The sequence below is a fragment of the Micromonospora radicis genome (assembly GCF_003583405.1).
Taxonomy (GTDB): domain Bacteria; phylum Actinomycetota; class Actinomycetes; order Mycobacteriales; family Micromonosporaceae; genus Micromonospora; species Micromonospora radicis.
This window is the reverse complement of record NZ_QXEC01000002.1, coordinates 115,349-140,875: the sequence shown is the minus strand read 5'-3', so window position 1 is coordinate 140,875 and position 25,527 is coordinate 115,349. Positions and strand designations below refer to the sequence as shown.

The 25,527-nt window shown below is 70.8% G+C and carries 21 protein-coding genes; 10 read left to right on the top strand and 11 right to left on the bottom strand.

Translation table 11 applies throughout. The annotated features are described in order from the left end of the window. Positions 1-349: 349 nt before the first annotated feature. Positions 350-1,342 (top strand): endonuclease/exonuclease/phosphatase family protein, encoded by a 993-nt coding sequence (locus D2L64_RS03270; RefSeq protein ID WP_233558735.1) that lies wholly within the window; start codon positions 350-352, stop codon positions 1,340-1,342. A gap of 10 nt (positions 1,343-1,352) precedes the next feature. Here the strand turns inward: D2L64_RS03270 and cimA are convergent, their stop codons facing one another. Continuing rightward, entirely contained in the window at positions 1,353-2,930 is a 1,578-nt protein-coding gene (cimA, locus tag D2L64_RS03265) for a citramalate synthase (RefSeq protein WP_119573007.1), read from the bottom strand. A gap of 303 nt (positions 2,931-3,233) precedes the next feature. Between cimA and D2L64_RS03260 the strand changes: the two genes are divergently transcribed. Together D2L64_RS03260 and D2L64_RS03255 are read left to right on the top strand one after the other, a co-directional pair. Further along, on the top strand, positions 3,234-3,695 hold the full coding sequence (locus tag D2L64_RS03260; RefSeq protein ID WP_199714387.1) for a PRC-barrel domain-containing protein: 462 nt from the start codon (positions 3,234-3,236) through the stop codon (positions 3,693-3,695). Between the two features lie 62 nt (positions 3,696-3,757). Further along, entirely contained in the window at positions 3,758-4,498 is a 741-nt protein-coding gene (locus D2L64_RS03255; protein ID WP_119573005.1) for a tyrosine-protein phosphatase, read from the top strand. A gap of 105 nt (positions 4,499-4,603) precedes the next feature. Here D2L64_RS03255 and D2L64_RS03250 read toward each other — a convergent pair whose 3' ends face one another. Both D2L64_RS03250 and D2L64_RS03245 read right to left on the bottom strand, forming a co-directional pair. Continuing rightward, entirely contained in the window at positions 4,604-5,701 is a 1,098-nt protein-coding gene (locus tag D2L64_RS03250; RefSeq protein ID WP_119573003.1) for a branched-chain amino acid aminotransferase, read from the bottom strand. 247 nt (positions 5,702-5,948) lie between these two features. After that, the gene (locus D2L64_RS03245) at positions 5,949-6,980 is read right to left on the bottom strand and encodes a 3-isopropylmalate dehydrogenase (RefSeq protein ID WP_119573440.1); all 1,032 of its coding nucleotides are present in this window, start codon (positions 6,978-6,980) and stop codon (positions 5,949-5,951) included. Between the two features lie 214 nt (positions 6,981-7,194). Between D2L64_RS03245 and D2L64_RS03240 the strand changes: the two genes are divergently transcribed. Both D2L64_RS03240 and D2L64_RS03235 read left to right on the top strand, forming a co-directional pair. Continuing rightward, complete coding sequence (locus D2L64_RS03240; RefSeq protein ID WP_119573439.1) at positions 7,195-8,040, top strand: FAD:protein FMN transferase; 846 nt, start codon at positions 7,195-7,197, stop codon at positions 8,038-8,040. Positions 8,041-8,403: 363 nt separating this feature from the next. After that, a complete protein-coding gene (locus tag D2L64_RS03235) occupies positions 8,404-8,763 on the top strand; it encodes a hypothetical protein (protein ID WP_119573001.1) in 360 nt (119 codons plus the stop codon). A 120-nt stretch (positions 8,764-8,883) separates the two neighbouring features. On the opposite strand, the gene serA is transcribed toward D2L64_RS03235, so the two are convergent. The 5 genes from serA to D2L64_RS03210 form a co-directional block, all read right to left on the bottom strand. Beyond that, the gene (serA, locus tag D2L64_RS03230; RefSeq protein ID WP_119572999.1) at positions 8,884-10,482 is read right to left on the bottom strand and encodes a phosphoglycerate dehydrogenase; all 1,599 of its coding nucleotides are present in this window, start codon (positions 10,480-10,482) and stop codon (positions 8,884-8,886) included. Between the two features lie 293 nt (positions 10,483-10,775). Further along, the gene (gene ilvC / locus D2L64_RS03225; RefSeq protein ID WP_119572997.1) at positions 10,776-11,789 is read right to left on the bottom strand and encodes a ketol-acid reductoisomerase; all 1,014 of its coding nucleotides are present in this window, start codon (positions 11,787-11,789) and stop codon (positions 10,776-10,778) included. Between the two features lie 81 nt (positions 11,790-11,870). After that, positions 11,871-12,386, bottom strand: a complete 516-nt coding sequence (gene ilvN, locus D2L64_RS03220) for an acetolactate synthase small subunit (protein ID WP_119572995.1) — start codon at positions 12,384-12,386, stop codon at positions 11,871-11,873. Positions 12,387-12,504: 118 nt separating this feature from the next. Continuing rightward, the gene (locus D2L64_RS03215; RefSeq protein WP_119572993.1) at positions 12,505-14,367 is read right to left on the bottom strand and encodes an acetolactate synthase large subunit; all 1,863 of its coding nucleotides are present in this window, start codon (positions 14,365-14,367) and stop codon (positions 12,505-12,507) included. Positions 14,368-14,550: 183 nt separating this feature from the next. Next, positions 14,551-16,959 carry a putative bifunctional diguanylate cyclase/phosphodiesterase gene (locus D2L64_RS03210; RefSeq protein ID WP_119572991.1) on the bottom strand — a complete coding sequence of 803 codons (2,409 nt, stop codon included), beginning with the start codon at positions 16,957-16,959 and terminating at the stop codon, positions 14,551-14,553. 110 nt (positions 16,960-17,069) lie between these two features. On the opposite strand from D2L64_RS03210, the gene ilvD reads away from it, so the two are divergent. Beyond that, complete coding sequence (gene ilvD, locus D2L64_RS03205) at positions 17,070-18,917, top strand: dihydroxy-acid dehydratase (protein ID WP_119572989.1); 1,848 nt, start codon at positions 17,070-17,072, stop codon at positions 18,915-18,917. 112 nt (positions 18,918-19,029) lie between these two features. Here ilvD and D2L64_RS03200 read toward each other — a convergent pair whose 3' ends face one another. The 3 genes from D2L64_RS03200 to D2L64_RS03190 all read right to left on the bottom strand — a co-directional run bounded on the left by D2L64_RS03200 (position 19,030) and on the right by D2L64_RS03190 (position 22,989). Next, positions 19,030-20,598, bottom strand: a complete 1,569-nt coding sequence (locus D2L64_RS03200) for a right-handed parallel beta-helix repeat-containing protein (protein WP_119572987.1) — start codon at positions 20,596-20,598, stop codon at positions 19,030-19,032. Between the two features lie 229 nt (positions 20,599-20,827). Beyond that, positions 20,828-21,106 (bottom strand): hypothetical protein, encoded by a 279-nt coding sequence (locus tag D2L64_RS03195; RefSeq protein WP_233558734.1) that lies wholly within the window; start codon positions 21,104-21,106, stop codon positions 20,828-20,830. Between the two features lie 104 nt (positions 21,107-21,210). After that, the gene (locus D2L64_RS03190; protein ID WP_147376176.1) at positions 21,211-22,989 is read right to left on the bottom strand and encodes a hypothetical protein; all 1,779 of its coding nucleotides are present in this window, start codon (positions 22,987-22,989) and stop codon (positions 21,211-21,213) included. 490 nt (positions 22,990-23,479) lie between these two features. Between D2L64_RS03190 and D2L64_RS03185 the strand changes: the two genes are divergently transcribed. The 4 genes from D2L64_RS03185 (at position 23,480) to D2L64_RS03170 (ending at position 25,525) form a co-directional block, all read left to right on the top strand. After that, complete coding sequence (locus D2L64_RS03185; RefSeq protein ID WP_119572983.1) at positions 23,480-24,361, top strand: helix-turn-helix domain-containing protein; 882 nt, start codon at positions 23,480-23,482, stop codon at positions 24,359-24,361. Beyond that, on the top strand, positions 24,354-24,548 hold the full coding sequence (locus tag D2L64_RS03180; protein ID WP_119572981.1) for a DUF397 domain-containing protein: 195 nt from the start codon (positions 24,354-24,356) through the stop codon (positions 24,546-24,548). Before D2L64_RS03185 ends, D2L64_RS03180 begins: the two co-directional genes overlap by 8 nt. A 189-nt stretch (positions 24,549-24,737) precedes the next feature. Then, positions 24,738-25,169, top strand: a complete 432-nt coding sequence (locus tag D2L64_RS03175) for a hypothetical protein (RefSeq protein WP_119572979.1) — start codon at positions 24,738-24,740, stop codon at positions 25,167-25,169. A 92-nt stretch (positions 25,170-25,261) separates the two neighbouring features. After that, positions 25,262-25,525, top strand: coding sequence for a hypothetical protein (locus tag D2L64_RS03170; RefSeq protein WP_119572977.1), 264 nt, complete (start codon positions 25,262-25,264; stop codon positions 25,523-25,525). The last annotated feature ends 2 nt before the right edge of the window (positions 25,526-25,527 follow it).

Here is a 25,527-nt window from a genome sequence, read left to right as displayed (position 1 = left end):
TTGTGACCGTGGAGGCCGGCCCGCCAGACGCGGGACGGTTATTGCCTGTTCCAAGCCGGGTGACAATGCGCCGAACCTGGGCATGCAGCAATTACGAACCGCACCTACGCGCGATTGCGCTCGGCGATCCACATGCGCTCTGAGCTGGGCTTTTATCTCTCGGGATGGACCACCCGACCAGCAGGAACGTAACACCCAAAAAAGCTTTGGGTCAATAGCTGATCACCCCCGCGGCTACTCTGATTCAGAATCGACAGAATGCCGAAAGGTGAATTGGGAGAACCGTTCGTGAATCAGCGCGGTGCATTGTCCGCGCGTCCGCGTGACACCGGTGCACTAGCCTGCCGCTGTGCAGACCACCATCGCCGCCCGGGTCGGACCGCGGCTCGGGCGTACGACGTTGTGCTGGCTCGCCGTCGCACCGGGCGTCGGTTGGGCGGTCGCCCGCCTGGTCGGGCTGGACCGGGGGCCACTGGTGCAGCTGCTGGCCTTCACGCCGTACGCGGCGGTCGGGAGCCTGGCTCCGCTGCTGCTGGCGCTCGCGCTGCGGCGCCGCCGGCCGGCCGTGGTCGCGGCGCTCACCACCGCCGTGCTGCTCGCGGTCGTGGTGCCCCGCGCGCTGCCCGCCGCGCAACCGTCGGTCAGCGGGCCGGTGGTACGGCTGCTCACCGCCAACCTGTTGGCCGGCGCCGCCGACGCGACGACGGTGGTGGACCTGGTCCGCGCCGAACGCGTCGACGTGCTCGTCGTGCAGGAGTTCACCCCGTCCGCCCAGGCCGAACTGGACCGGCTCGGGCTCGACCGGCTGATGCCGTACCGGCAGCTCAACCCGGTCGTCGGCACGCCCGGCTCGGGGCTGTACGCCCGGCACCCGATCGCCCGGGGCGGGATACGGCAGCTGCGCGGCGGCTGGGGTTTCACCCAGGCGTACGCGACGGTCCGGGTGCCGGGCGCGCCCGAGGTACGCGTCGAGTCGGCGCACCCGGCGGCCCCGTACGCGCTGGACCAGACCGGTTACTGGCGCACCGACCTGGCCGCCCAGCCGCCGGCCACCCCGGACGGGCCACTGAGCGTCCTCGCCGGGGACTTCAACGCCACCCTCGACCACGCACCACTGCGCGCCCTGCTCGACACCGGCTACGTCGACGCCGCCGCCGCGGTCGGCGCCGGGCTGGCCGGCACCTGGGGCCCGTACGACGGTGACCTCATCCCGCCCGTCACCATCGACCACGTGCTGGTCGACCGTCGCATCGCGGTGCGCGCGCTGACCGTCCACGGCCTACCCGGCAGCGACCACCGGATGCTCCTGGCCGAGTTGCGGCTGCCGGCGGCCGACAGCTAGCTCACCCGCCTCAACGCCGGTCCAGGCCGTAGGTGAGGGCGTCGACCAGCGCGTGCCAGCTCGCCTCGACCACGTTGGGGTGCACCCCGACCGTGGTCCAGCCGCCACCTCGGCCGGCGGCCGTCTCGACCAGCACCCGGGTCACCGCACCGGTGCCGTGACTGCCCTCCAGGATGCGTACCTTGTAGTCGGCCAGCTCGAAGTCGAGCAGCTCCGGGTAGTGCCGGCCCAGGCCGACCCGCAACGCCTCGTCGAGGGCGTTGACCGGGCCGTTGCCCTCCGCCGTGGCGATCACCCGCTCGCCGCGTACCCGGATCTTCACCGTCGCCTCGGAGACCACCGCGCCGTCCTCCCGGTGCTCGACCAGCACCCGGTACGACTCCAGCTCGAACGGCCGGGCCGGCGCGGCGTCCGGAAGTTCGGCGCGGACCAGCAGCTCGAACGAGGCGTCGGCGGCCTCGAACGACCAGCCGCCGGCCTCCAGTTCCTTGACCCGCTTGGTGACCCGGGACAGCGTCTCCGGATGGCCGGCCAGATCCAGACCCAGCTCACGGCTCTTGAGCTCGATGCTGGCCCGGCCGGCCATCTCGGTGACCAGGATCCGCATGTCGTTGCCGACCACTTCGGGCTCCACGTGGTTGTAGAGCAGCGGATCCACCTTGATCGCGCTCGCGTGCAGCCCGGCCTTGTGGGCGAAGGCGGCGGCCCCGGCGTACGCCTGGTGGGTGTCGGGGGCGATGTTCGCGATCTCGGCGATGGCGTGGGAGACCCGCACCATCTGCGCCAGGCAGCCCTCCGGTAGGACCGGCAGCCCGAGCTTGAGTTGAAGGTTCGCCACCACGGCGAAGATGTCCGCGTTGCCGGGCCGTTCGCCGTACCCGTTGGCGGTGCCCTGCACGTGCCGGACCCCCGCCTCGACGGCGGCGATGGTGTTGGCCACCGCGCAGGCGGTGTCGTTCTGGGCGTGCATGCCCAGCAACTCGGGCGCGACGCCGATCCGGTCGGTGAGGTCGGCGATGGTCGCGGTCACCTGGGAGGGCAGCATCCCGCCGTTGGTGTCGCAGAGCACGAACCGCTCGGCGCCCGCGGCGAGCGCGGTCTCCACCACCGACGCGGTGTACGCCGGGTCGTGGCGGTAGCCGTCGAAGGTGTGCTCGCCGTCGACGAAGACCCGCCGCCCCTCGGCGACCAGGTGGGTGACGGTGTCGTGGATCATCGCCAGGTTCTCCTTGGCGGTGGTCCGCAACGCCCGCTCGACGTGCCGCAGATCCGCCTTGGCGACCAGGGCGATCGCCGGGGTCTGCGCGTCCAGCAGGCCGCGCACCTGCGGGTCGTCTGCGGCGACCGCGCCCGCCCGGCGGGTCGCGCCGAAGGCGACCAGCACCGCGTGCCGCAGGTCGAGTTCGGTGGCCGCCCGGCGGAAGAACTCGGTGTCCTTGGGCACCGCGCCGGGCCAACCGCCCTCGATGAACCCGACGCCGAACTCGTCGAGCAGCCGGGCCACCGCGAGCTTGTCGACCACCGAGTAGCTGAGCCCCTCACGCTGCGCACCGTCGCGCAGCGTCGTGTCGTAGACCTGGAACGTCATGGAGATCCCTTCATCGGGCACCGGCCGACGCAACAAAAAGACCCCCCGCGAATGCGGGAGGTCTGCGCGCTCGGCAGAGGGGAGGCCGGCGCGCTAGTTGCCAATAATGCGGGCGGTGCTGGTCACGCACTGCACTCTGCCACTCGCCGACCCGGTTTGGGAGGCGCAATCCACATGTCGGGACGATCGCCGGGGCCGGGTGAACCCGCCGGTGTAGGGCGCGACGCAGGGGGTAGGAACTTTCGGGACAAGGAAACACGTTCCTCCGAGACGACTCACCGTAGTCGAGGCAGGAGAGTTCCCATGGACAGGATCGACCAGAACACCACGCATGCCACGCCGGACCCGGCCCTGCGCGCCGTCGACCGGGACGACGTCGTGATGGGCGGCGGCACCCCCGCCGCCTTCGACCCGTGGAGCTACCGGGACGAGGCCGGCGTCGCCGGCAGCACCCTGATCGGCTACAAGGTCGAGGCCACCGACGGCTCGATCGGCAAGATCGACAGCGACAGCAGCGAGGTCAACGCCAGCTACCTGGTGGTCGACACCGGGCCGTGGATCTTCGGCAAGAAGGTCATGCTGCCGGCCGGTACGGTCAACCACGTCGACCACGAGGAACAGCGGGTCTACGTCGACCGGAGCAAGGACCAGATCAAGGCCGCGCCGGAGTACGACGAGACGGCCACCGACCCGGCGTACCGGGACAAGCTCGGCGGCTACTACAACGACACGTACGCCGCCACCCCGCCCGGCGGGCTCCGGTAGGCAGACCCGGCAGGACGTGACGGTCGGTGGGACTCGCTTCCACCGGCCGTTACCGTGTTCGGATGGACGCCAGTGAGCAGACTCGCCGAATCCCCTTCACCGCGATGTTCAACTTCCGGGACGTGGGCGGCTACCGCGGCCTGGACGGACGTACGGTCCGCACCGGACGGCTCTACCGCTCCGACTCCCTACACCGGATGGACCAGGCCGACCGCGACGCGTTCGCCGCGCTCGGCGTCCGGACCGTGATCGACCTACGCCGACCGCAGGAGGTCGACCGCTACGGTCGGGTCCCCGACTTCGACGGTCTCACCTACCGACACATCCACCCGGAGCACGCGCCCTGGGAGGAGCAGCCATACCAGTCCGACACCGACCTCGCCCGCTACCTCGCCGACCGGTACGCCGACCTGGCCCGCACCGGCACCGCCGGGCTTGCCGAGGCGATCGGACTCATCGCCGACAGCGCCAACGCGCCGGCCGTGGTGCACTGCGTCGCGGGCAAGGACCGCACCGGCATCGTCTGCGGCCTGACCCTCTCGGTGCTCGGCGTCGACGATGCCGAGATCGCGGCGGACTACGCGCTGAGCACCGAGGCGTCGCAACGGTTCGCCGCCTGGGTGGCCACCGCCCATCCCGACGTACCCGAGCTACCCGTGCCCTACCTGTCCTCGCCGGCCGAGGCGATGCTGCTCTTCCTGGCCGAGATCCGGGCGGGGCACGGCTCGGTGGACGACTACCTGCGGCACGCCGGGGTCACCGACGAACAGCTCGCCGCCCTGCGCACGCACCTGCTCGACTGACCGGCCGGTGTCCCGGCCGCGCGTCGTCCGCTGCGGGCGTACCCCCGAATGCGGTGCTGTCGGGCCACGGCGATGCCGCCGCGGCCCGACGCCGTCCGCCGCGGCTCAGAACACCCGGTGCACCCAGTTGTCCGGGTCGGCGGCCTTGCCGCGCTGGATGTCGACCAACTGCTGACGCAGCGCCATGGTCACGGTGCCGGGCTCACCACCGCCGACGGCGAACTCCCCGTCGGGGAAGCGCACCCGCCCGATCGGGGTGACCACCGCGGCGGTCCCGCAGGCGAAGACCTCACGCAGCCGACCGCTGGCGGCGTCGGCCTGCCACTCGGCGAAGGTCACCGGCCGCTCCTCCACCCGGTGCCCGGCCGCCTCGGCCAGCGCGATCACCGACTCCCGGGTGATGCCGGGCAGGATGGTGCCGGTCAACGGCGGAGTGGCGACCGTGCCGTCGTCGTAGACGAAGAACACGTTCATCCCGCCCAACTCGTCGACGTACTTGCGCTCCACCGCGTCGAGGAAGACCACCTGGTCGCAGCCGTTCTCGATGGCCTGGGCCTGGGCGGCCAGCGAGGCCGCGTAGTTGCCGCCGCACTTCGCCGCGCCGGTACCGCCGGGACCGGCCCGGGTGTAGTCGGGCGAGACCCAGACCGTCACCGGCTTGACGCCACCCGCGAAGTACGCACCCGCCGGTGAGGCGATCACCAGGTAGAGGTACTCGTTGGCCGGTCGGACACCGAGGAAGACCTCGCTGGCGAACATGAACGGCCGCAGGTAGAGGCTGGCGTCCTCGTTCTCCGGAATCCACTCCCGGTCGATCTCGATCAGCCGGTGCAGCGAGTCGACGAAGGTCTCCTCCGGCAACGCCGGCATGGCCATCCGCGCCGCGGAGGTGTTGAACCGGGCCGCGTTGGCGTACGGCCGGAACATGGTCACCCCACCATCGTCGGCGCGGTACGCCTTCATCCCCTCGAAGATCTCCTGCGCGTAGTGCAGCACCGCGCTGGCCGGATCCATCGGGATCGGCGCCCGCGCCTCGACCCGGGCGTCGTACCAGCCCTTGCCGTCGGCGTAGCGGATGGTGACCATGTGATCGGTGAAGACCCGGCCGAACCCGGGATTGGCCAGCAGCGCGGCCCGGTCGGCGGCGGATACCGGCGCGGGATTCGGACGGATCTCGAAGTCGAGCTTGTCACCACCGCTCATCGCGCTGACCTCCCTGGGGAACGACGGCATGCGCCGACCGCACGCCGGAAACATTTATGTGCCAGAAACTTACCCCGAACGACCGTTCAGCGGGTAGGTCGGCCGGTGGGCCGCCGAGTGACGATCACTGTCGGGCCCGCTGGTCGAGCGGGTCGCCGGGACCGGAGTCGAGGCCGGTCGGCCGCATCGTCGGCGGTCGACCGTGGTTGCCGGCGATCGCCGGCAGACTCAACAGGTTACGGCAGCCTCAGGCGGATACCTGGGCGGCGATCCGGTCGCCCACCTCGGCGGTGCGTACGGCTACGCCGGGCGCCCGGCTGGCCAGTTCCGCGCCGACCGCGGCGGTGATCCGGGCGGCGGCGTCGGCGTGCCCGAGCTGGTCGAGCAGCAGCGCGCCGGAGAGCACGGCGGCGACCGGGTCGGCCAGACCGCGCCCGGCGATGTCCGGCGCGGAGCCGTGCACCGGCTCGAACATCGACGGGTACGTGCCGTCGGGGTTGATGCTGCCGCTGGCGGCGAGCCCGATACCGCCGGTGACGGCGGCGGCGATGTCGGTGAGGATGTCACCGAACAGGTTGTCGGTGACCAGTACGTCGTACCGCTGCGGCTGGGTGACCAGGAACATCGCGGCGGCGTCGACGTGCTGGTACTCGGTGCTCACGTCGGGGTGCTCGGCGGCGACCGCGTCGAAGGTGCGGGCCCACAGCGAGCCGGCGTGGGTGAGCACGTTGGTCTTGTGCACCAGGGTCACCTTGCGCCGCTCGCGTCGGCGGGCCCGGGCGAAGGCGTCCCGGACGACCCGCTCCACTCCGTGCCGGGTGTTCAGGCTCTCCTCGGTGGCCACCTCGGCCGGGGTGTCGCGGTGCAACGCGCCGCCGGCGCCGGCGTACAGCCCTTCGGTGCCCTCGCGGACGACCACCAGGTCGACCTCGCCGGGCTTGACCGTGGCCAACGGACTGGTCACCCCGGGCCAGAGCCGCGACGGGCGCAGGTTGACGTACTGGTCGAAGGAGAACCGCAGCTTGAGCAGCAGGCCCCGCTCCAGCACGCCGGGCGGGACGGTGGGGTCGCCGACGGCGCCGAGCAGGATGGCGTCGTGCCCGGCCAGCTCGGTGAGCACCGAGTCGGGCAGCACCTCGCCGGTGCGGTGGTAACGTGCGGCGCCGAGGTCGTACTCGGTCGCCTCGACTCCGGGCAGCGCCACGTCGATGACCTTGCGGGCCTCCGCGACCACCTCGGGCCCGATCCCGTCCCCGGCCACCACCGCGATCCGTGCCACGTCCGTCAGCTCCTTCGCTCGTGTCCAGACGACGGTACGCCGCCGTCCCGCCTCCCGGTACGGATGTTCCAACTATCGGGAAAGCGGACGCACAGCAGCTTCTCAGTCTCCGCTCATGCTGCGGTCATCTGCACTGCCTAGCGTGATCGTCAACGGGCCGGTCGGCCCGACGACCACCACGACGACGTGGGACGTCGACGGAAGGACGGACGCGATGTGGACCGACGAGCAGCCCCGGACCCGCTGGGTCGACCCGGCGGCCTTCCGGTACCGCCGTCCCGACCTGCGACTGGGCCCCCGCGCGCCGCGTCCGGACCGGACCGCCCTGGTGGCCGGCGACCGGATCGCCGCCCGGCACACGGTACGCACCTCGACCGCCGAGTACACCCTGCTGCTCAACGCGCCCGAGTGGCTCGGCCGACGCGGCGTCGGCGAAGCCCTGCGCGACGCCGTGGCCGAACTGCGCGCGATCGACCTCACCTACGGCCCGAACCGACCGGAGAGTCTGGTGTCCCGGTTGCGCCGCGGCGAGATCGGCCCGGAGTCGTACCCGCCGCTGGCCGATCTGGTGGACCGGTGTGCCGCGATGCGGGCGGCCACCGACGGCTGGTTCGACGCCTGGGCGGTGCCGGGCGGCTTCGACCCGGGCGGCCTGCTCGGCGGCTGGGCGGTGGAACGCGCCGCGGCCCGGTTGCGCGCCGCCGGCATCCACGACTACGCCGTACTCACCGGAGCCGACCTGGTGGTACGCGGACACGCCGGACACGGTGGACCGTGGCGCGTCGCGGTACACCATCCGACCGACCGGCGCCGCGCACCGTTGGTGTTGGAGATGACGGCGGGTGCCGTCGGCACCTCCGGGGTGACCGGTCGGCGCGGGCACGTGGTGGACCCGCACACCGGCGAGCCGAGCGAAGAGATGGTGGCGGCGACCGTGATGGGGCCCGACCTCGCGGTCGCCGACGCCTACGCCACCGCGTTGTACGCCGCCGGCCCGACCGGGCTGGCCTGGTTCCGCTCCGGATCGGACTACCGGGCGCTGGTCGCCGCCGCCCGCTGAACCCGGGTCGTCGGGAACACCGGTCGCCGTCAGGGGATCGTCCGTTGTGGAGGATGCCGGTGGTGGGGGCAGCGATCGGCCTCCACGGTCGCGGCAACGACCGTGGAGGCCGCTCGGCGACGAGTGCGCGTGGCTTGCGCATTCGAGGGGTGCGGGCCGGTCGGTCGGACGTCGACCTCGCCACCCGAAGGCGGGCCGGTGCCACAGGCTCGGCCAGCGACCGCCCTCGTACGCTATCGAATCGACGCGTTTCGCGGCAAGGGTTCCACAGGGGACCATCCGGGACGCCGTCCGGCCCGTTCGCGGTTGGCCTGCGGAGGGTCGTTTTCGACAAGGTGAACCGCGGATGGCACGCTGTCCGCCGTGAGTTTCGATCTGAGCGTGTGGGCCCTGGCGAACGGGGCGACGCCCGAGGACGTGCGAGCGGCGGTGCAGCGGTGCCGGCAGGGCCAGCACGGTCGGCACCAACCTGACCCCCGGGTGGTGGCCTTCTACCGGGCGATCACCGGCAGCTACCCCGACCGGCCGGCTGTCCCGGGCACGCCCTGGGCGGTCGTACCGCTGCACACCGCGGCCGACCACATCGAGATGAACCTGGACCCGGCCTGCCCCGACCAGGTGCTGCTGGACATCGAACGGCTGGCCGGCGAACACCGGCTGATGCTCTTCGACGCCCAGGACGGCTCGGTCTACCCGCCGCCGGCAGCCCGACTGCCCGGCTGAACGACCCCACGTCGACGACGCTCCCCGCCGACGCGGCGGAGCCGGCGTCCGCACTTCGCGGACGGGACGGAACGACGAGGGGCCCGACCTTCGGCCGGGCCCCTCGCAGTCGTGCCTGGATCACTCGTCGCGCAGGTCCGCGGCGCTGGCCGCGGTCGCACCGATCGAGTCGGCGGCAGAGGTGAGCAGGTCGGCGCCGAGCGCCTGGTCCACGGTGAGGGTCATCAACGTCTCGCCGCCGGCCTCCCGGCGGGCCACCTGCATCGCCGCGATGTTGACGCCGGCCTCGCCGAGCAGCGTGCCGACGGTGCCCACCACACCCGGACGGTCGGCGTAGCGCAGGAACAGCAGGATGCCCTCCGCCCCGATCTCCACGTCGAAGCCGTCCACCTCGGTCAGCTTGAGGATGTCCCGGGTACCCGAGTGCGTCACCGTGCCGGAGACGCTGACCGTACGGCCGTCGGGCAGCGCGCCGCGTACGGTCACCAGAACCGGGTGCTCGGCGGTCTCGGTCTGGGTGTCGAGGGCGACCTCCACACCGCGCTGCGCGGCCAGGTGCGGCGCGTTCACGTAGGTGACCTGCTCCTCGACCACCGAGCTGAACAGGCCCTTGGTGGCGGCGAGCTTGAGCACCGACACGTCATGGTTGACGATCTCGCCGCGTACCTCGACGGTGACGCTGGCGGCCACGCCGCCGGCGACCGCGGTGAAGGCCCGGCCGAGCTTCTCGGCCAGCGGCAGCAACGGCCGCACGTCCTCGGCGACCACGCCGCCGGCCTGCACGTTGACCGCGTCCGGCACGAACTCACCCTGCAACGCCAGCTTCACGCTCTTGGCCACGGCCAGGCCGGCCTTGTCCTGCGCCTCGGCGGTCGAGGCGCCCAGGTGCGGGGTGGCCACCACGTTGTCGAAGGCGAACAGCGGCGAGGAGGTGCACGGCTCCTTGGCGTACACGTCCACCCCGGCGCCGCCGACCCGGCCCTCGGCCAGCGCGTCGGCCAGCGCCTGCTCGTCGATCAGCCCACCGCGGGCGGCGTTGACGATCCGCACCCCCGGCTTGACGATGGACAGCTCCTTCTCACCGATCAGCCCCACGGTCTCCGGCGTCTTCGGCAGGTGGATCGAGATGAAGTCGCTCTCCCGCAGCAACTCCTCCAGGCCGACCAGGCGTACGCCGAGCTGCGCGGCGCGGGCCGGCTGGATGTACGGGTCGTACGCGATCAGCCGGGTGCCGAAGGCGGCGATGCGGGACGCGAAGAGCACCCCGATGCGACCGAGGCCGACCACGCCGACGGTCTTGCCCTGGATCTCCACACCGGTGTACTTCGACCGCTTCCACTCCCCCGCCTTGAGCGCGGCGCTGGCGCTGGCGGTGTTGCGGGCGACCGCGAGCAGCAACGCGACGGCCTGCTCGGCCGCGGAGACGATGTTGGAGGTAGGTGCGTTGACGACCATGACGCCCCGCGCGGTGGCGGCCGGCACCTCGACGTTGTCCAGCCCCACGCCCGCCCGGGCCACCACCTTGAGCCGGGGCGCGGCGGCGATCGCCTCGGCGTCGATCTGGGTGGCACTGCGGACGATGACGGCATCGGCCTCGGAGAGCGCAGCGAGCAGGGCCGAACGGTCGGTGCCGTCCACGTGCCGGACGTCGAAGTCGTGCGCGAGCACCTCGATGGCGGCGGGAGCGAGTTCTTCGGCGATCAGTACGACAGGAGTCATTGGTCCTCGTATATGTCGTCAGAGCGGTCGGCCGGTGCGGTGGACGCTGCGCTGCGCCCGGCGCGTGCGGGGCCATGGCCGTCAGGTGCCGCCTGGAGCACCTACCCGCGATCGTAGGGGCCCGGCCCGGCGGCATGCTCCGGAGTACGGGGTGAGTGCCCTCACAAACCGGACGTGACGTGCGTGTTAACGACCGGTAAGCCGGCCGTGGACAGTGCGGCACCCGGACCCGACGTCGGGGAGAACGTCGGATCCGGGTGCCGTGGTGAGAGTGCTCTCAGGTGGCCGAGATCTCAGGCCGTCTCGGTGATCGGCCGGTCCACCCAGCTCATCATGCCGCGCAGCTTGGCGCCGGTCTCCTCGATCGGGTGCGCCGCGCCCTCGGCCTGCCACTTGCTGAAGTTGGGGCGACCGGCCTCGTCCTCGGCGACCCACTCGCGGGCGAACTCGCCGTTCTGGATCTCACCGAGGATCTTGCGCATCTCCTCCTTGACCCGGCCGTCGATGACCCGCGGGCCCCGGGACAGGTCGCCGTACTCGGCGGTGTCGGAGACGCTGTACCGCATCCGGGCGATACCGCCCTCGTACATCAGATCCACGATCAGCTTCAGCTCGTGCAGGCACTCGAAGTAGGCCACCTCGGGGGCGTAACCGGCCTCGGTGAGCACCTCGAAACCGGTCTGCACCAGCGCCGCGGCGCCGCCGCAGAGCACCGCCTGCTCGCCGAAGAGGTCGGTCTCGGTCTCCTCGGTGAAGGTGGTCTTGATGGCGCCCGCCCGGGTGCCACCGATGCCCTTGGCGTACGACAGGGCCAGCGCGAGCGCGCCGCCGCTGGCGTCCTGCTCCACGGCGACCAGACAGGGCACGCCCTTGCCGTCGACGTACTGCCGGCGGACCAGGTGACCGGGGCCCTTCGGGGCGACCATCGCCACGTCCACGTCGGCCGGCGGCTTGATCAGCCCGTACCGGATGTTGAAGCCGTGCCCGAAGAACAGCGCCTTGCCCGCGCCGAGGTTCGGCGCGATCGACTCGGCGTAGATGTGGCGCTGCGCGGTGTCCGGGGCGAGGATCATGATCACGTCGGCCTCGGCCGCCGCCTCCGCCGGGGTGAGTACCCGCAGCCCCTGCTCCTCGGCCTTCGGCCGGCTCTTCGAGCCCTCCGGCAGACCGATCACCACGTCCACGCCGGAATCCCGCAGCGACAACGCGTGCGCGTGCCCCTGGCTGCCGTAACCGATCACGGCGACCTTCTTCGCCTGGATCAGGCCCAGGTCGGCGTCGTCGTCGTAGTACACCTCAACGCTCATGACTTCCCTTTCGTACGGCGGCCGTTGCGGCCCGTCGTGGCTGTGGTCCCGCCCGGCCCGCGGCCGAGGAGGCGGTGTGGGTCAGGCGGCCCGCAGGGCCGGGCCGGCGGTGATGGCGCGCGGTCCGCGGCCGATCGCCACCAGGCCCGACTGGACCATTTCCTTGATGCCGAACGGCTCGAGGTCGCGCAGCAGCGCGTCGAGCTTGTCGGGGGTGCCGGTGGCCTCGATGGTGAGGGTGTCGGCGGCCACGTCGACCACCCGGGCCCGGAACAGGCTGACCGTCTCCAGTACCTGGCCCCGGGCGTTGCGGTCGGCCCGCACCTTCACCAGGAGCAGTTCCCGGGCGACCGAGGTCGACGGGTCCAGCTCGACGATCTTGAGCACGTTGACCAGCTTGTTCAGCTGCTTGGTGACCTGTTCCAGCGGAGAGGACTCGGCGTTGACCACGATCGTGATCCGCGAGACGTCCGGATTCTCGGTCTCACCGACGGCGAGACTGTCGATGTTGAAGCCGCGCCGGGAGAAGAGCCCGGAGACCCGGGCCAGCACGCCCGGCTTGTTCTCCACCAACACCGAGAGGGTGTGCATCGTCATCGCTGTGCCTTCCTCATGTCCTCTTGGCCCTCGCTGCGCTCGGTGCAATCGGCCATGACCCAAGCCTTCCTCGTCATGCCCTCTTGGCCCTCGCTGCGCTCGGTGCAATCGGCCATGACTAGATGTCGTCCTCGTCGAAGACCGGGCGGACGCCACGGGCGAACATGATCTCGTCGTTGCTGGTGCCGGCGGCGACCATCGGCCAGACCATGGCGTCCTTGCCGACCACGAAGTCGATGACCACCGGCGCGTCGTTGATGGACATCGCCGCCTCGATGGTCTTGTCCACGTCCTCGGCGTTCTCGCAGCGCAGCCCGACGCAGCCCAGTGCCTCGGCGAGCTTGACGAAGTCCGGAATCCGGTGCTTGTGGGTGCCGAGGTCGGTGTTGGAGTACCGCTCGCCGTAGAACAGGGTCTGCCACTGGCGGACCATGCCCAGGTTGCCGTTGTTGATCACCGCGATCTTGACCGGGATGCCCTCCAGCGCGCAGGTGGCCAGTTCCTGGTTGGTCATCTGGAAGCAGCCGTCGCCGTCGATCCCCCAGACCACCACGTCGGGCTTGCCGACCTTCGCACCCATCGCCGCCGGCACCGCGTAACCCATGGTGCCGAGACCACCGGAGTTGAGCCAGCTCTGCGGCTTCTCGTACGAGATGAACTGGGAGGCCCACATCTGGTGCTGGCCGACACCGGCGACGTAGATCGCGTCCGGCCCGGCAATCTCACCCAGCCGCTTGATCACGTACTGCGGGGAGAGGGTGCCGTCGGACGGCTCCTCGTAGCCCAGCGGGTACCGCTCCCGCAGGTCGTCGAGCTGCGTCCACCAGTCGGCGAGGTCGGCGACGCGCCCGGCCGCCCGCTCGGCGGTGACCGCCGCGAGCAGTTCGTCGATGACGTGCCGGGCGTCGCCGACGATCGGCACGTCCGCGTGCCGGTTCTTACCGATCTCGGCCGGGTCGATGTCGGCGTGCACCACGGTGGCGTCCGGGGCGAACGAGTCCAGCTTGCCGGTGACCCGGTCGTCGAAGCGGGCGCCGAGTGCCACGATCAGGTCGGCCTTCTGCAGCCCGTAGACCGCCGCGACGGTGCCGTGCATGCCGGGCATGCCCAGGTGCTGTTGGTGCGAGTCGGGGAAGGCGCCCAGCGCCATCAGGGTGGTGACCACCGGGATGCCGGTCAGCTCGGCCAGCTTGCGCAGGCCCTCGGTGGCGCCGGCCTTGAGCACGCCGCCACCGACGTAGAGCACCGGGCGGCGGGCGTTGGTCATCAGCCGCGCCGCCTCGCGGATCTGCTTGCCGTGCGGGTGCATGGTGGGCCGGTAGCCGGGCAGGTCCAGGGTCGGCGGCCAGGCGAAGGTGGTCTGCGCCTGCAGGACGTCCTTGGGAATGTCCACCAGGACCGGGCCGGGCCGACCGGTCGAGGCCAGGTGGAACGCCTCGGCCAGCACCCGCGGAATCTCACCGGCGTGCTGCACCAGGAAGTTGTGCTTGGTCACCGGCAGCGTGATCCCCTGGATGTCCGCCTCCTGGAAGGCGTCGGTGCCGATCGAGGGCCGGGCCACCTGGCCGGTGATCGCCACCAGCGGCACCGAGTCCATGTAGGCGTCGGCGATCGGGGTGACCAGGTTGGTCGCGCCCGGGCCGGAGGTGGCGATGCAGACCCCGACCCGGCCGGTGGCCTGCGCGTAGCCGGTGGCCGCGTGACCGGCACCCTGCTCGTGCCGGACCAGGATGTGCCGGACGGTGGAGTCGTAGAGCGGGTCGTACGCCGGCAGGATCGCACCGCCCGGGATACCGAAGACCACGTCGACGCCGAGCGCCTCCAGGGAGCGCACCAGCGAGCCGGCGCCCGAGACCTGGGCGGAGCGGGCCACCGAAGCGGGCGTGGCGGTGGCGCGGGTGTGGTCGGCGGTGACCGGGGCCTCGGCGTTACGGGCCCGCCGGGCGGAGTTGGCGAGCGTCTCTGGCGTGGGTCTCGTCATGGCGGTTGGCCTTCGGCTGGAGTGGGTTGGCTGCTCACAGTGGGAAACGCGGCGGGGGCCACGTCCGATGGGTTCGACGGCAAGAAAAAAGCCCTCGTGCCAGATGCACGGGGCCAGCGCACTCTCGAACGAGGAGAGTGCGCTCAGGTAAGTACTCGCAGCGACCGGTACGACGACATGGGCTCAAGCCTGACGCATCTCACGCGATGAGTCAACTGATCCCACATTTTGGTTAACGATTGTCGGCGTGCCGCCGCCCGGCGCATCGCCGGCACCCGGCCTGACGTGCTCGGAGGCGCCTTCCGGTGGGCGCGGCGCGGGCGGCCGGGAGGCGTGCCCGGACGGCGGTTCCGCCGCTGCCGGACGGGCCGGTCGGGCCCCCGGCGAGGTGGCCGCCTCCAGCATCGCCTCCAGGTGTTCGGCCGGTACGCCCCAGCCGAACAACGCGCCCTGACCGAACCGGCAGCCGGCGGCCACCACCGCGGCCATCTCGGTGGGACTGGTGACCCCCTCGGCGATGACCTCCAACCCGAACTGGTGGCCGAGCCGCATGACGATGTCGACCATCGGCGCGAACGCCGGGCCGTCCCGCCCGACCGGTCGGACCGGCTCGTGTTCCGCCACCAACCCATGATCGATCTTGAGGATGTCGATCGGCAGCCGCCGCAACTGCCCCAACGAGGAGTACCCGGCGCCGAAGTCGTCCAGGGCGATCCGGACGCCGGTCAGCCGCAGCGCGGCCAGCCGCCGGATCAGCTCGTCCAGGTCGGTGGCGACCGCGTGCTCGGTGACCTCCAGCACCAGCCGCTGCGGCGGTACGTGGTGGGCGCGCAGCGCCTCGGTGACCTGGACCACGTACTCGGGGGCGTGCAGCTCACGCGGGGACACGTTCACCGACACCCAGACGTCGTGCCCCTCGGCCAGCCACCGGGACAACTGACGGCAGGCCTGGTGCAGGACCCAGGCACCGAGGCTGGCGATCATGCCGCACTCCTCGGCCAACGGGATGAACTCGTCCGGCCGAACGTTGCCCAGTTCCGGATGGCGCCAGCGCAACAGCGCCTCGGCACCGACCGGACGCACCGAGGGCAGGGCAGCCACCGGCTGGAAAACCAGCCGCAGCTCGTCGCGTTCGATCGCGCCGCGCAACTCGTGTTCCAGGGTGGTGCGCCGACGCAGCAGCCGGTCGTACGCCCCGTCGTACCGCTCGATCCGGTTCTTGCCGCGCTGCTTGGCGTAGCGCAGCGCGAGATCCGCGTGCCGCAGCAGCAACTCCACGTCCGGGGTCTCGGCCCAGGTCGCCAGGCCGATGCTGACCGAGAGGAAGACCGGCCCCTCGGGCTGCTGGTAGGCGCCACCGAGCACGCCGAGCAGCCGCTCGGCGACCACCGCCGCCTCGGCCGGGCCGCCGGGCATCAGCACCGCGAACTCGTCGCCGCCGAGCCGGGCGGCGAGATCGCCGGGGCGCAGGTTGCCGCGTAACCGCTGGCCGACGTCGGTCAACACGGCGTCTCCGACGTCGTGCCCGCGCATGTCGTTGACGTTCTTGAAGCCGTCCAGGTCGAGGCTGATCAGGACGCACGGGCCGCCCACCTCGGCGCACCGGTGCAGCGCCTGCAACAGGCCGCGCCGGTTGGCCAGGCCGGTGAGCGGGTCGGTGTGCGCGAGCTGGCGGAAGTGCGCCTCCCGCTCAGCGAGCCGCCGGGCGTAGCCGCGGACCTCGTGCAGGGTGAGGTACTGCCGGGCCACCAGAGCGAAGCCCTCCACGCTGCCCGCCACGATGCCCAGCGCGTCGAACCGGCCGTCCTGCAGCAGGTGGTAGATCGCCGAGCCGGCGATCGCCGCCATCGGGACGATCGCGTACTCGCCGTCGTGCCGGATCACGTCGATGGCGACCTGTCCGGGCGGGTCGATCCGGCGGACCGCCACCGCGACGGTCAGCAGGCCCAGGGCGAGCACGACGGCGCTGACCGAGGTCGTGCCGGGGCCGGCCTGGCAGAGCCCCGCCGCCAGGCCGAGCCCGCCCCAGGTCGCCACGGAGACACCGGCGCCCAGTACGGCCAGGCCACGCCGCGACGGCGGGGCCCGGAACACCAGGATGACGGCCAGACCGGAACTGAGCGCCGCGCTGACCGAGGCGACCAGGATCGCTGGACAGGCCTGCGGGGTGGCCGCGCCCAGCAGACGGGTCGGTTCGGAGAACAGCACCCAGCCGACGAACCACAGCGCGGTGCCGACGATCACGCCGTCCAGGGCGAGCCGGGTGGCCGAACCGACCGGGCCGGCCACCGGCATCCGGAGCAGACCGAGACAGAAGAGCAGGCCGCTGACGGCGGTGCCGTACGCGACCAGACTCGCCCACCCGGTGCGTTCGGCCGCCTCGTGCGCCCAGTGCCCGCCCGCGTTCAGCGCCCCGGTCAGCGCGATCAGCAGGGTGACCAGGGCAACCGCTCCGGCGGCGGTGAGCAGCACGTACGCCGGGCGGTGGGGGGCGGCACGGCGCCGGGCGGCGGCGGCCAGCAGCACACCGGCCACCAGTGCGACCAGCGCGCTCAGCACCGCGGCACCGATCATGCCCGGGGGTGTGTGCACGGCCTCAACTCTGCCGGATCGGCGCTCGCCGTGGGGATCGGGTGTGCATCTGTTGGGACACGGCCCGCTCGGCTGTCCGCCGCCCGGTCGACGGTGCCAGACTGGTACGCATGCCTGAGCTGCGGTCGAAGACCTCCACGCACGGTCGGACGATGGCCGGCGCCCGGGCCCTGTGGCGGGCCACCGGGATGACCGACGACGACTTCGGCAAGCCGATCGTCGCCATCGCCAACAGTTTCACCCAGTTCGTGCCGGGTCACGTACACCTCAAGGACATGGGCGGCCTGGTCGCCGACGCGGTGGCCGAGGCCGGCGGGGTGGGCCGGGAGTTCAACACGATCGCGGTCGACGACGGCATCGCCATGGGGCACGGCGGCATGCTCTACTCCCTGCCCAGCCGGGAGCTGATCGCCGACGCGGTGGAGTACATGGTCAACGCGCACTGCGCGGACGTGCTGGTCTGCATCTCCAACTGCGACAAGATCACCCCTGGGATGCTGCTGGCCGCGCTGCGGCTGAACATCCCCACCGTCTTCGTCTCCGGCGGTCCGATGGAGGCCGGCAAGACGGTGGCGATCGAGGGGGTGGTCCACTCCAAGATCGACCTGATCGACGCCATGATCGCCTCTTCGAACGAGGCGGTCACCGACGACCAGCTCGGCGAGATCGAACGCTCCGCCTGCCCCACCTGCGGCTCCTGCTCGGGCATGTTCACCGCGAACTCGATGAACTGCCTCACCGAGGCGATCGGGCTGGCCCTGCCGGGCAACGGTTCGACGCTGGCCACCCACGCGGCTCGGCGGTCGCTCTTCGTCGAGGCCGGGCGCACCGCCGTGCAGATCGCCAAGCGGTGGTACGACCACGACGACGCCTCGGTGCTGCCCCGGGTGGTGGCCTCCCGGGCCGCCTTCGAGAACGCCGTCGCCCTGGACGTGGCGATGGGTGGCTCGACCAACACGATCCTGCACCTGCTGGCCGCCGCCCGCGAGGCCGAGCTGGACTTCGGCGTGGCCGACATCGACGAGATCTCCCGCCGGGTGCCCTGCCTGGCCAAGGTCGCGCCGAACTCACCGCAGTACCACATGGAGGACGTGCATCGGGCCGGCGGCATCCCGGCCATCCTCGGTGAACTGGACCGCGCCGGGCTGCTGCACCGCGACGTGCACGCGGTGCACTCCCCGTCGCTCGCGCAGTGGCTGGCCGACTGGGACGTGCGTGGCGGATCGGCGCTCCCGGAGGCGATCGAACTGTTCCACGCGGCACCGGGCGGAGTGCGGACCACCGAGCCGTTCTCCACCACCAACCGCTGGTCGAGCCTGGACACCGACGCCGCCGGTGGCTGCATCCGCGACCGTGAGCACGCGTACAGCGTCGACGGTGGGCTGGCCATCCTGCACGGCAACCTCGCGCCGGACGGCTGCGTGGTGAAGACCGCCGGTGTCCCCGAGGAGTGTCTGACCTTCCGCGGCCCGGCGAAGGTCTACGAGTCGCAGGACGACGCGGTCACCGCCATCCTGGCCAAGGAGATCGTCGCCGGGGACGTGGTGGTGATCCGCTACGAGGGCCCGCGGGGCGGCCCCGGCATGCAGGAGATGCTCTACCCCACCTCGTTCCTCAAGGGTCGCGGGCTGGGCCGGGCCTGCGCGCTGCTGACCGACGGACGGTTCTCCGGCGGCACCTCCGGGCTCTCGATCGGGCACGTCTCCCCCGAGGCCGCCTCGGGCGGGTTGATCGCGCTGGTGGAGCCGGGCGACGAGATCGTCATCGACATCCCGGGGCGCTCGATCGAACTGAACGTGCCGGCCGACGTGCTGGACGCCCGCCGCGTCGCCCAGGAGAAGCGGGACCGCCCGTACACCCCGCTGGACCGGCAACGGCCGGTCTCCGCCGCACTGCGCGCGTACGCCTCGATGGCCACCTCCGCCAGCGACGGCGCCTACCGCCGCGTACCCGAGTGAAAGGAAGGGCACCTTGTTAACGCCTCGTGCATAGCAAGGGCCCCCTACTAACACCCGTCCCGAAACGGGCGTGTCGAGGCCCTCGGTCGAGCCGAGGGCCTCGACACAGGTCCTAGAAGCGGGCGCCGACGGTGGCACCGCTGGCCGGACGCAGGAAGTCCGAGGACGGGATCGAGCCGTCCGCCCGACGCGTACCGGTGATCACGCTCGGGTTGGTGCTGGCCAGCGGCCAACTGCCACCGATGTCCCAGGAATTGCCGCTGCCGCTGGAACTCGTACCCAGCGACACGTTCGTACCGTTGGCGACGGCGAGGTTCCCGGCCAGGCTGCTGGCCGAGCGGTTGACGATGAACCCGGTGCCCGGGTTGCGCCAGGCGGTGCTCCGCTCGATCCGGTGCGCTCCGGGGTTGTTGTTGTCGATGAACCCGCCGACCGCGTTGTCCCAGCTCATGCTGTTGCGCACGGTGTGGTTGGCGGACACCCCGTTGCCACCCAGCTTGAATCCGTTGCCGTCACCGGTGTAGTCCGGCAGGTTCCAGCGGTTGAACCCGTTGCCCCAGGCCAGGCTGCTCTCGGTGAGGATGGGCGAGCTGAACATCCAGTAGTCCAGCCCGTCGTCGGAGTTGTTCCACAGCCGGGCGCCGCGTACCACGTTGCCGCTGCCGGACCCCTCCTTGATGGCCAGGCCGTCGGCGCTCTCGCCGTTCTTGCGCGGGTCCCGGTTGCCGTACGCGTCCAGGTTGATGATCTGGTTGTTGCTCGACGAGCCTTGGAGGTGGAAGCCCGACTCGTAGTTGTCCCTGGTCACCAGGCGCTCGAAGACACCATTGTTCACGTCCAGCCCGAACACCCCGTACGGCCCGTTGATGATCTCCAGGCCGATCAGCCGCCACCAGTCACCCTCGATGTGGATGGCGCCCCGCTCGGCGCGGGGAATGCTGCCGCCAACCGGGGCCGGCGTGTGCGGCATGTTCTCCCCGTCGATGACGACCCGTTCGTTGGCGTAGTTGCGCATCGTGATGGGCCGGCTCGCCGTACCGTCCTTCAACAGCTGGATGTTGCTGCTGGGCGCGTACGTCCCGGCGCGGAGGAAAATGGTGTGCCCCGGCTGGGCGAGGTCGACGGCCCGCTGGATGCTCGCCAACGGGGCGTTCAGCGTGCCCGGGTTACCGTCGTTACCGTTGGTGGCGACGTAGAGCACGTCCGACGCGTCTCCACCCGCCTCGACCTCGGCGTAGTCCACGTTGGGCAGGCCACCGACGGTGGTCGGGGCGAGTCGGATGGTGTTGCTGCCGGACCGCAGGCTCACCGACAGCGGCTTGGTCACCCAGCTGTCCCAGGTGCCGGTGCTCTCGAACGGCACGTTCCGCACGGTCGCGCCGTTGACGATCAGATCCGCCGGTCGGGCGCCGGCCGCGCCGTTGGCGAACCGGACCAGCAGCTCGGCCGGTGCGGCGCCCGCGGCGGTCACGGTGAACTCGGCGTACGCACCGACGGCGTTGTTGCCGTTGCAGAACCCGGTGCCGGAGTACCCGGGCCAGTTCGCATCGATGGTGCCGGTGCACCGCGCCGGGCTGTTCTCGGCCTCGTAGCGGATCGGGGCGGCCGAGGCCGGTCCGGTCGACACGGTGACGGCACCGGCCACGAGCAATATCGCGGCGGCGAGCGATTTCCCGTTCATGAAGCGTCTCCAAGGGGTGCGCTGAGGATCGTCGTTTGCGGCCGTCCGTACGGCCGACGCCGGGTGCCCGAACCCGCCCAACCGCGCCATCTCCGACCAGGCCCCTGCCCAGGGGGTTCGGGCGTGATCTCCGCCCGACGCTCAGGAAAGCGCTTTCCAGCCCATCCGCACGATAGCAGCGAAGTAGATGTTGGTCAATAGATTCAATACCGGGCAGGGCAGCCTGAACTCACCCGTTGATATTGACGAAACGGACAGGTTCCGAGTCGCTCAGCTGCGTCCGCGGCCAGAACTCGGTCCGACCGTGTAGGACCGTGAACTCGGGTGGACCGGTGAAGACGGCGGTCAGCTCGGTGAAGTGCCGCCGACCGAACCGGCGATCCGCCTCCAGGCCGACGAACAGCAGCCCACCGTCACTGTCGAGATAGCCCTGCTCGCCGAGGTGACGGACGATCGGCTGAGCGCTCACATCGAATGGCGCCAGCCCGACGATCACGCGGTCCCGCACCTCGGCGAACACCTGCTCCGCTCGGCGCGCTCCCCCAGCGAGAGCCCGACACGCTATCCATAGACACAGATCAAATGGGAGTCAGATTCAGGACAGTTCGATTCTCATCGCTCGATGTCGTGTAGGTCGAGGGCTTCGGCGAGGAGGTGCATGCCCTCGTCATGGTGGAGGTACAGGGTGCAGCCGGCGCGAGTGAAACGCACCGTCAGGACCTGCCCGGCATGCCGGGCGGCCAGCCGCAGCAGCACCGGCACCGGGTCGGCGGGCAGGTCGCTCGGCGCGGCGGCGGGCACCGGGATCGGCACGGCAGCGTCGACCGGCACCACTCCGGCGACGGTGTCGGGTAGGAACTCGACGCACCAGGCCAGCGCCGCTTCCAGGGTCTGGCGATACGGCCACTGGTCGGGCCGGACCGGGGCGTCGCGCGGTCGCAGCTCGACCGACCAGCGCAGCCCGCCGATGCGCAGCGGATCGTCAGCATTGTGCCGCAGGTCGCAGAGGCTGACCTCCAGCGCCAGGTCCAGGCCGAGCGCAAGCCGGATCAGCTCGGTCAGCGGCGGCGCGTCGGGGCGTACCGCCGCCACGATCAGCCGGGCCGCGGGCTGGCCCCGACCGGCGACGCGGACGTGTTCGGCCACCGGGTCGGCGCCGGCCCAGGGCAGCGTGACGTAACCGCCGCGCAGGTCCGACTCGATCTCGTGCCCGCCGTCGGCCTCGGCAAGATCCTCCGGTCGTACGCCGAGAATGGGTGCCCAGGTGGCGAGCCGGTAGCGGTCGGGGAGCTGGACCACCGGCTTGCCGCCCGGCTGGGTGGCAGCGAGCGTGACCTCCTCGGGTGTGCCGGCGTGCCAGGTCAGGTGCACAATCCGGTGCCGCAGGTCGGTGAGCGTCAGCATCACCGCCTCGTGCAGCCGGTGGGTGCCGTCGCAGGTGAAGCAGGCCAGCGCGGAGGTGCGCAGGCCGGCACCGTGGCAGTGCGGGCAGCCGGGGTCCATCCCACGGCCGCGGAGCCGACAGTCGCAGCTGCGCAGACGGCTGCCGGGCACACAGTCCGGGCAGGGCCGCCAACCGATCTCCGCGCCCAGCCATGATGGCTCGGGCGGCGTGAAGCCGCGCCGCAACGGCACCCGCACCCGGCGCACGACCTGACCGGTGAGCTGCTCCACAAGCGTCTCGACCGGTGCGCCGTCGCGCAGGCTGGTGTGCCACCAACGCCCGTTCCGCCAGATCGCCTGCGCGCCGGGCAACTCGGACCCGTCGGCCGGGTCGACACAGTCGGCGAGGATCCGCCGTTCGAGCTGGTCCACGTCGACGGCCGGCACGGCGGGTGGGCGCGGCCGGTCGGGCTGCATCAGCCGGGCGGCGACGCCCCGACCTCGTTCGGCGAGCCCGGCGAGCGCGCCGGCCACATCGGTGTGGGCCAGCGCTTCGGGCAGGTCCAGCCGCCCGGTCCGGAACATCGGCACCGGCGAACCGGGCACCTCGTACCTGACGTCCCAGCCGAGCCCCTCCCGCCGTACCTCGATCACCAGGTCCAGCAGGAGCAGATCGGCAAGCACGCAGAGCCGGGCCAGCCGTTCGGCCGGATCGACTGGCGGCGCTGGGTGGTTTCGCCCGAGGAACAGCCGCCAGGGCATGTTGTCGAAGCCTGCGACGGCCTCGGCTTCCAGCTCGTAGCGTTGCACGGCCGGCGCGTCGGGCCGCCACTGCGGCGGCAACCACAGCGTCAGCGCCTCGTGGGTGACACTCGCGCCGACGCTGACGGCCAGCTCGCGTACCCGGTTGTGGAGCTTGACCACCCAGCCGGATTGCGTCCGCTCCGGATCGAGGCCACCGGGCACGACGTTGTGCGAGGCGACCGCCCCGGTGTCCAGGTTGGCCACGCTGAGCACCAGCTGCGCCCGCCGCCGCCCGCGCCGCCGACAGCGATGACACGGGTCCGCGACACTGCCCGCGCCCCGACACTGCTCACAATCGCGGTACGCCTGCCGGCTCACGGCTGTCTCGCCTGGGCTTGCCTCCTCCGCCAGGAACCGGTCCCCGAAGCTGGTGCACCGGCACGGCCGAAGCTGAAAGGTCATCCCGTCACAGTCCGGGCAGGTTATGACGGTCACCGCTCACCCGCCGTGGCTTCGCTGAGGCGTGCCTCCGGTTGAATGAATGCGCGCACGGGCCTACACCGCCCTTTCCACAAGGGACTGATCGGTTCAGAATTGACGTCTCGGTCATCGCTGTTGTCCGGCTCATCTTGTAGGGTCGGAAACACCATCACAATGAATGTCGCGTCATACTGATCAACTGCTTGTGTGCACCAATTCCGAGTTCGACAACCACCGTCAGGATGTTGCAAAAACACACAGGAAGGAGGGCGCGATGGCCGAAGACATGGGGTCGACAGTGCCCCGACGCCAGCTCGGCAGGACCCTGCGTGACCTGCGCACCGAAGCCGGGATCACCCTCGACGCCGCCGCCGAGGCGCTGGAGTGCAGCCGCCAGAAGGTGTGGCGGATCGAGAGCGGCCTCGGCTCCGTACGCGGCGTCGACGTCCGCGCCATGTGCGACCTGTACGTCGCCCGCAGCGACCTGACCCGCGCGCTGACCGCACTAGCCGCCGAGACAAAAGCAAAAGGCTGGTGGCACGCGTACGGCGACGCCATCCCCGACTGGTTCGAGCTATACGTCGGCCTCGAATCCGCCGCCTGCCGACTCCGCTTCTTCAACGAGGCGATGCTGCCAGGTTTGCTGCAACAACGGGACTACGCGCTCGGCGTCTACCAGCACCGCACGGAGGTGAGCAACGAGGAGCGGGAACGGCTCGTGCAGGTCCGACTCCAGCGCCAATCCCTGCTCACCCGCCGGATGCCCGCGCCCCCAACGCTGGATGTGATCATCTCCGAATCAGCCCTGCTGCGCACGGTGGGCAGCGCCGAGACCATGACAAGTCAGCTGCACCACCTGCTGACAATCTCCGAGACGCCGACCACCTCGATCCGCATTCTGCCGCTCACGGCTGGGTTGCATCGTGGCGTGGAGGCAGGCTCCTTCGTGATGCTCAACTTCCCGCTCAAGAACCGCGCGACTCCTGAACCGCCCGTGATCTACAGCGAGTCCTGGACAGGCGCTCTGTACCTCGATCGCCCCGAAGAGTTTGCTGCCTACGAAAAGGTATGGGCGAGCCTGGAACAGCTCGCCCTTGATGAAGCACAATCAAGGCACCTGATCAACAAGATCATCGGGGAGGTCCACCATGGTTGATCTGACCGGCGCCCGCTGGCGCAAGAGCACCCGCAGCGGCAGCAACGGCGGTGAGTGCGTCGAGGTCGCCGACAACCTGCCCGGCGTCATCGCCGTACGCGACAGCAAAGACCCCCACGGCCCCGCCCTCACCTTCACCCCCACCGCCTGGACCACCTTCCTCACCACCACCCGCACCACCAACTGACCCACAGACCTGGCAGAGCCTGAAGATCTTGGACACTTTCCGTTCGGCTCGAACGAAAAGTGTCCAAGATTGACAGTCATCGCCCGCAGCTTCGCCGAACGCTGAGCGTTTTGTGGGGGTTCCCGGTCGGCCGTCAGCCTCGGCAGCCTCCCGCTGATCACTTTTGGGGGGCGCGCGAGTTACCACCTCGTGGACGTACGGACGAAATTCAGCGACCTGATCCACGCGATGGCGCGTCGTGATTGGGGCACGGTTGATCGGCTCCTGGACGACCTGGAGACCACCGGCTGGCACGGTGGCCTCCAGGTGATCGCTGCGGCCTTCGCCATCGCGCTCAACGAGCGCTTCGCCGCCGGCCACTCCCGCACCGACGTAGCTCGCTTCGTCGCCGAGACGCGATCGCGGTTCCCGGCCGCGCAGTCACTACCCATCCGGGAGATGGAAGCACTCGTCCAGGCCGCGCTCGGCAAGGTTGATCTGATCGACAATCTCAGCCCCGAGACCGCCCTCCAGATGCAGATCGTCTTCCTCGGCACGCTGCTCCAGGATGGCCACCACACCGAACCCGAGCTTGAGGCGTTCCTTGCAGACGCAGAAAGCATCGCCGCTGACTACCTGTAGCCCACCGGGCAGCGAATCGCATTCATCTCCGATAGTGTCCGTCCGACTACTCAGACGTGATCCACGTTGCGGACGGCCGACGGAGGGACAGCATGGCCAGCATCGAACAGGTCAAAGCGGCACTGATACAGGCAGCCGAGCAGGGCAACGCCACGATCAACCAGATCCGGGCCGCCGCCGAGAACACCGAGCAGATGCTGACCCGGCTGCGTGCCGTCGCCGCTGGCACCGGCCACCCGACGATCGCCGAGGCAATCGCCCGAGGCGAGCAGAGCAAGCAACGCTTGGCCGAGGCCATGACGCTCGTGCAGGGCAGCTCGGAGGCTGCCCGCCGCTACGTCGGCATCCTCGGCTGAGC

Excerpts from the sequence above, each read along its gene's own strand:
- cimA (WP_119573007.1), bottom strand. The coding sequence starts at position 2,930 with ATGACGTTCCAGGTCTACGACACGACGCTGCGCGACGGTGCGCAGCGT.
- D2L64_RS03260 (WP_199714387.1), top strand. The coding sequence starts at position 3,234 with ATGGACAGGATCGACCAGAACACCACGCATGCCACGCCGGACCCGGCC.
- D2L64_RS03255 (WP_119573005.1), top strand. The coding sequence starts at position 3,758 with ATGGACGCCAGTGAGCAGACTCGCCGAATCCCCTTCACCGCGATGTTC.
- D2L64_RS03250 (WP_119573003.1), bottom strand. The coding sequence starts at position 5,701 with ATGAGCGGTGGTGACAAGCTCGACTTCGAGATCCGTCCGAATCCCGCG.
- D2L64_RS03240 (WP_119573439.1), top strand. The coding sequence starts at position 7,195 with ATGTGGACCGACGAGCAGCCCCGGACCCGCTGGGTCGACCCGGCGGCC.
- serA (WP_119572999.1), bottom strand. The coding sequence starts at position 10,482 with ATGACTCCTGTCGTACTGATCGCCGAAGAACTCGCTCCCGCCGCCATC.
- ilvC (WP_119572997.1), bottom strand. The coding sequence starts at position 11,789 with ATGAGCGTTGAGGTGTACTACGACGACGACGCCGACCTGGGCCTGATC.
- ilvN (WP_119572995.1), bottom strand. The coding sequence starts at position 12,386 with ATGACGATGCACACCCTCTCGGTGTTGGTGGAGAACAAGCCGGGCGTG.
- D2L64_RS03215 (WP_119572993.1), bottom strand. The coding sequence starts at position 14,367 with ATGACGAGACCCACGCCAGAGACGCTCGCCAACTCCGCCCGGCGGGCC.
- ilvD (WP_119572989.1), top strand. The coding sequence starts at position 17,070 with ATGCCTGAGCTGCGGTCGAAGACCTCCACGCACGGTCGGACGATGGCC.
- D2L64_RS03200 (WP_119572987.1), bottom strand. The coding sequence starts at position 20,598 with ATGAACGGGAAATCGCTCGCCGCCGCGATATTGCTCGTGGCCGGTGCC.
- D2L64_RS03185 (WP_119572983.1), top strand. The coding sequence starts at position 23,480 with ATGGCCGAAGACATGGGGTCGACAGTGCCCCGACGCCAGCTCGGCAGG.
- D2L64_RS03180 (WP_119572981.1), top strand. The coding sequence starts at position 24,354 with ATGGTTGATCTGACCGGCGCCCGCTGGCGCAAGAGCACCCGCAGCGGC.
- D2L64_RS03170 (WP_119572977.1), top strand. The coding sequence starts at position 25,262 with ATGGCCAGCATCGAACAGGTCAAAGCGGCACTGATACAGGCAGCCGAG.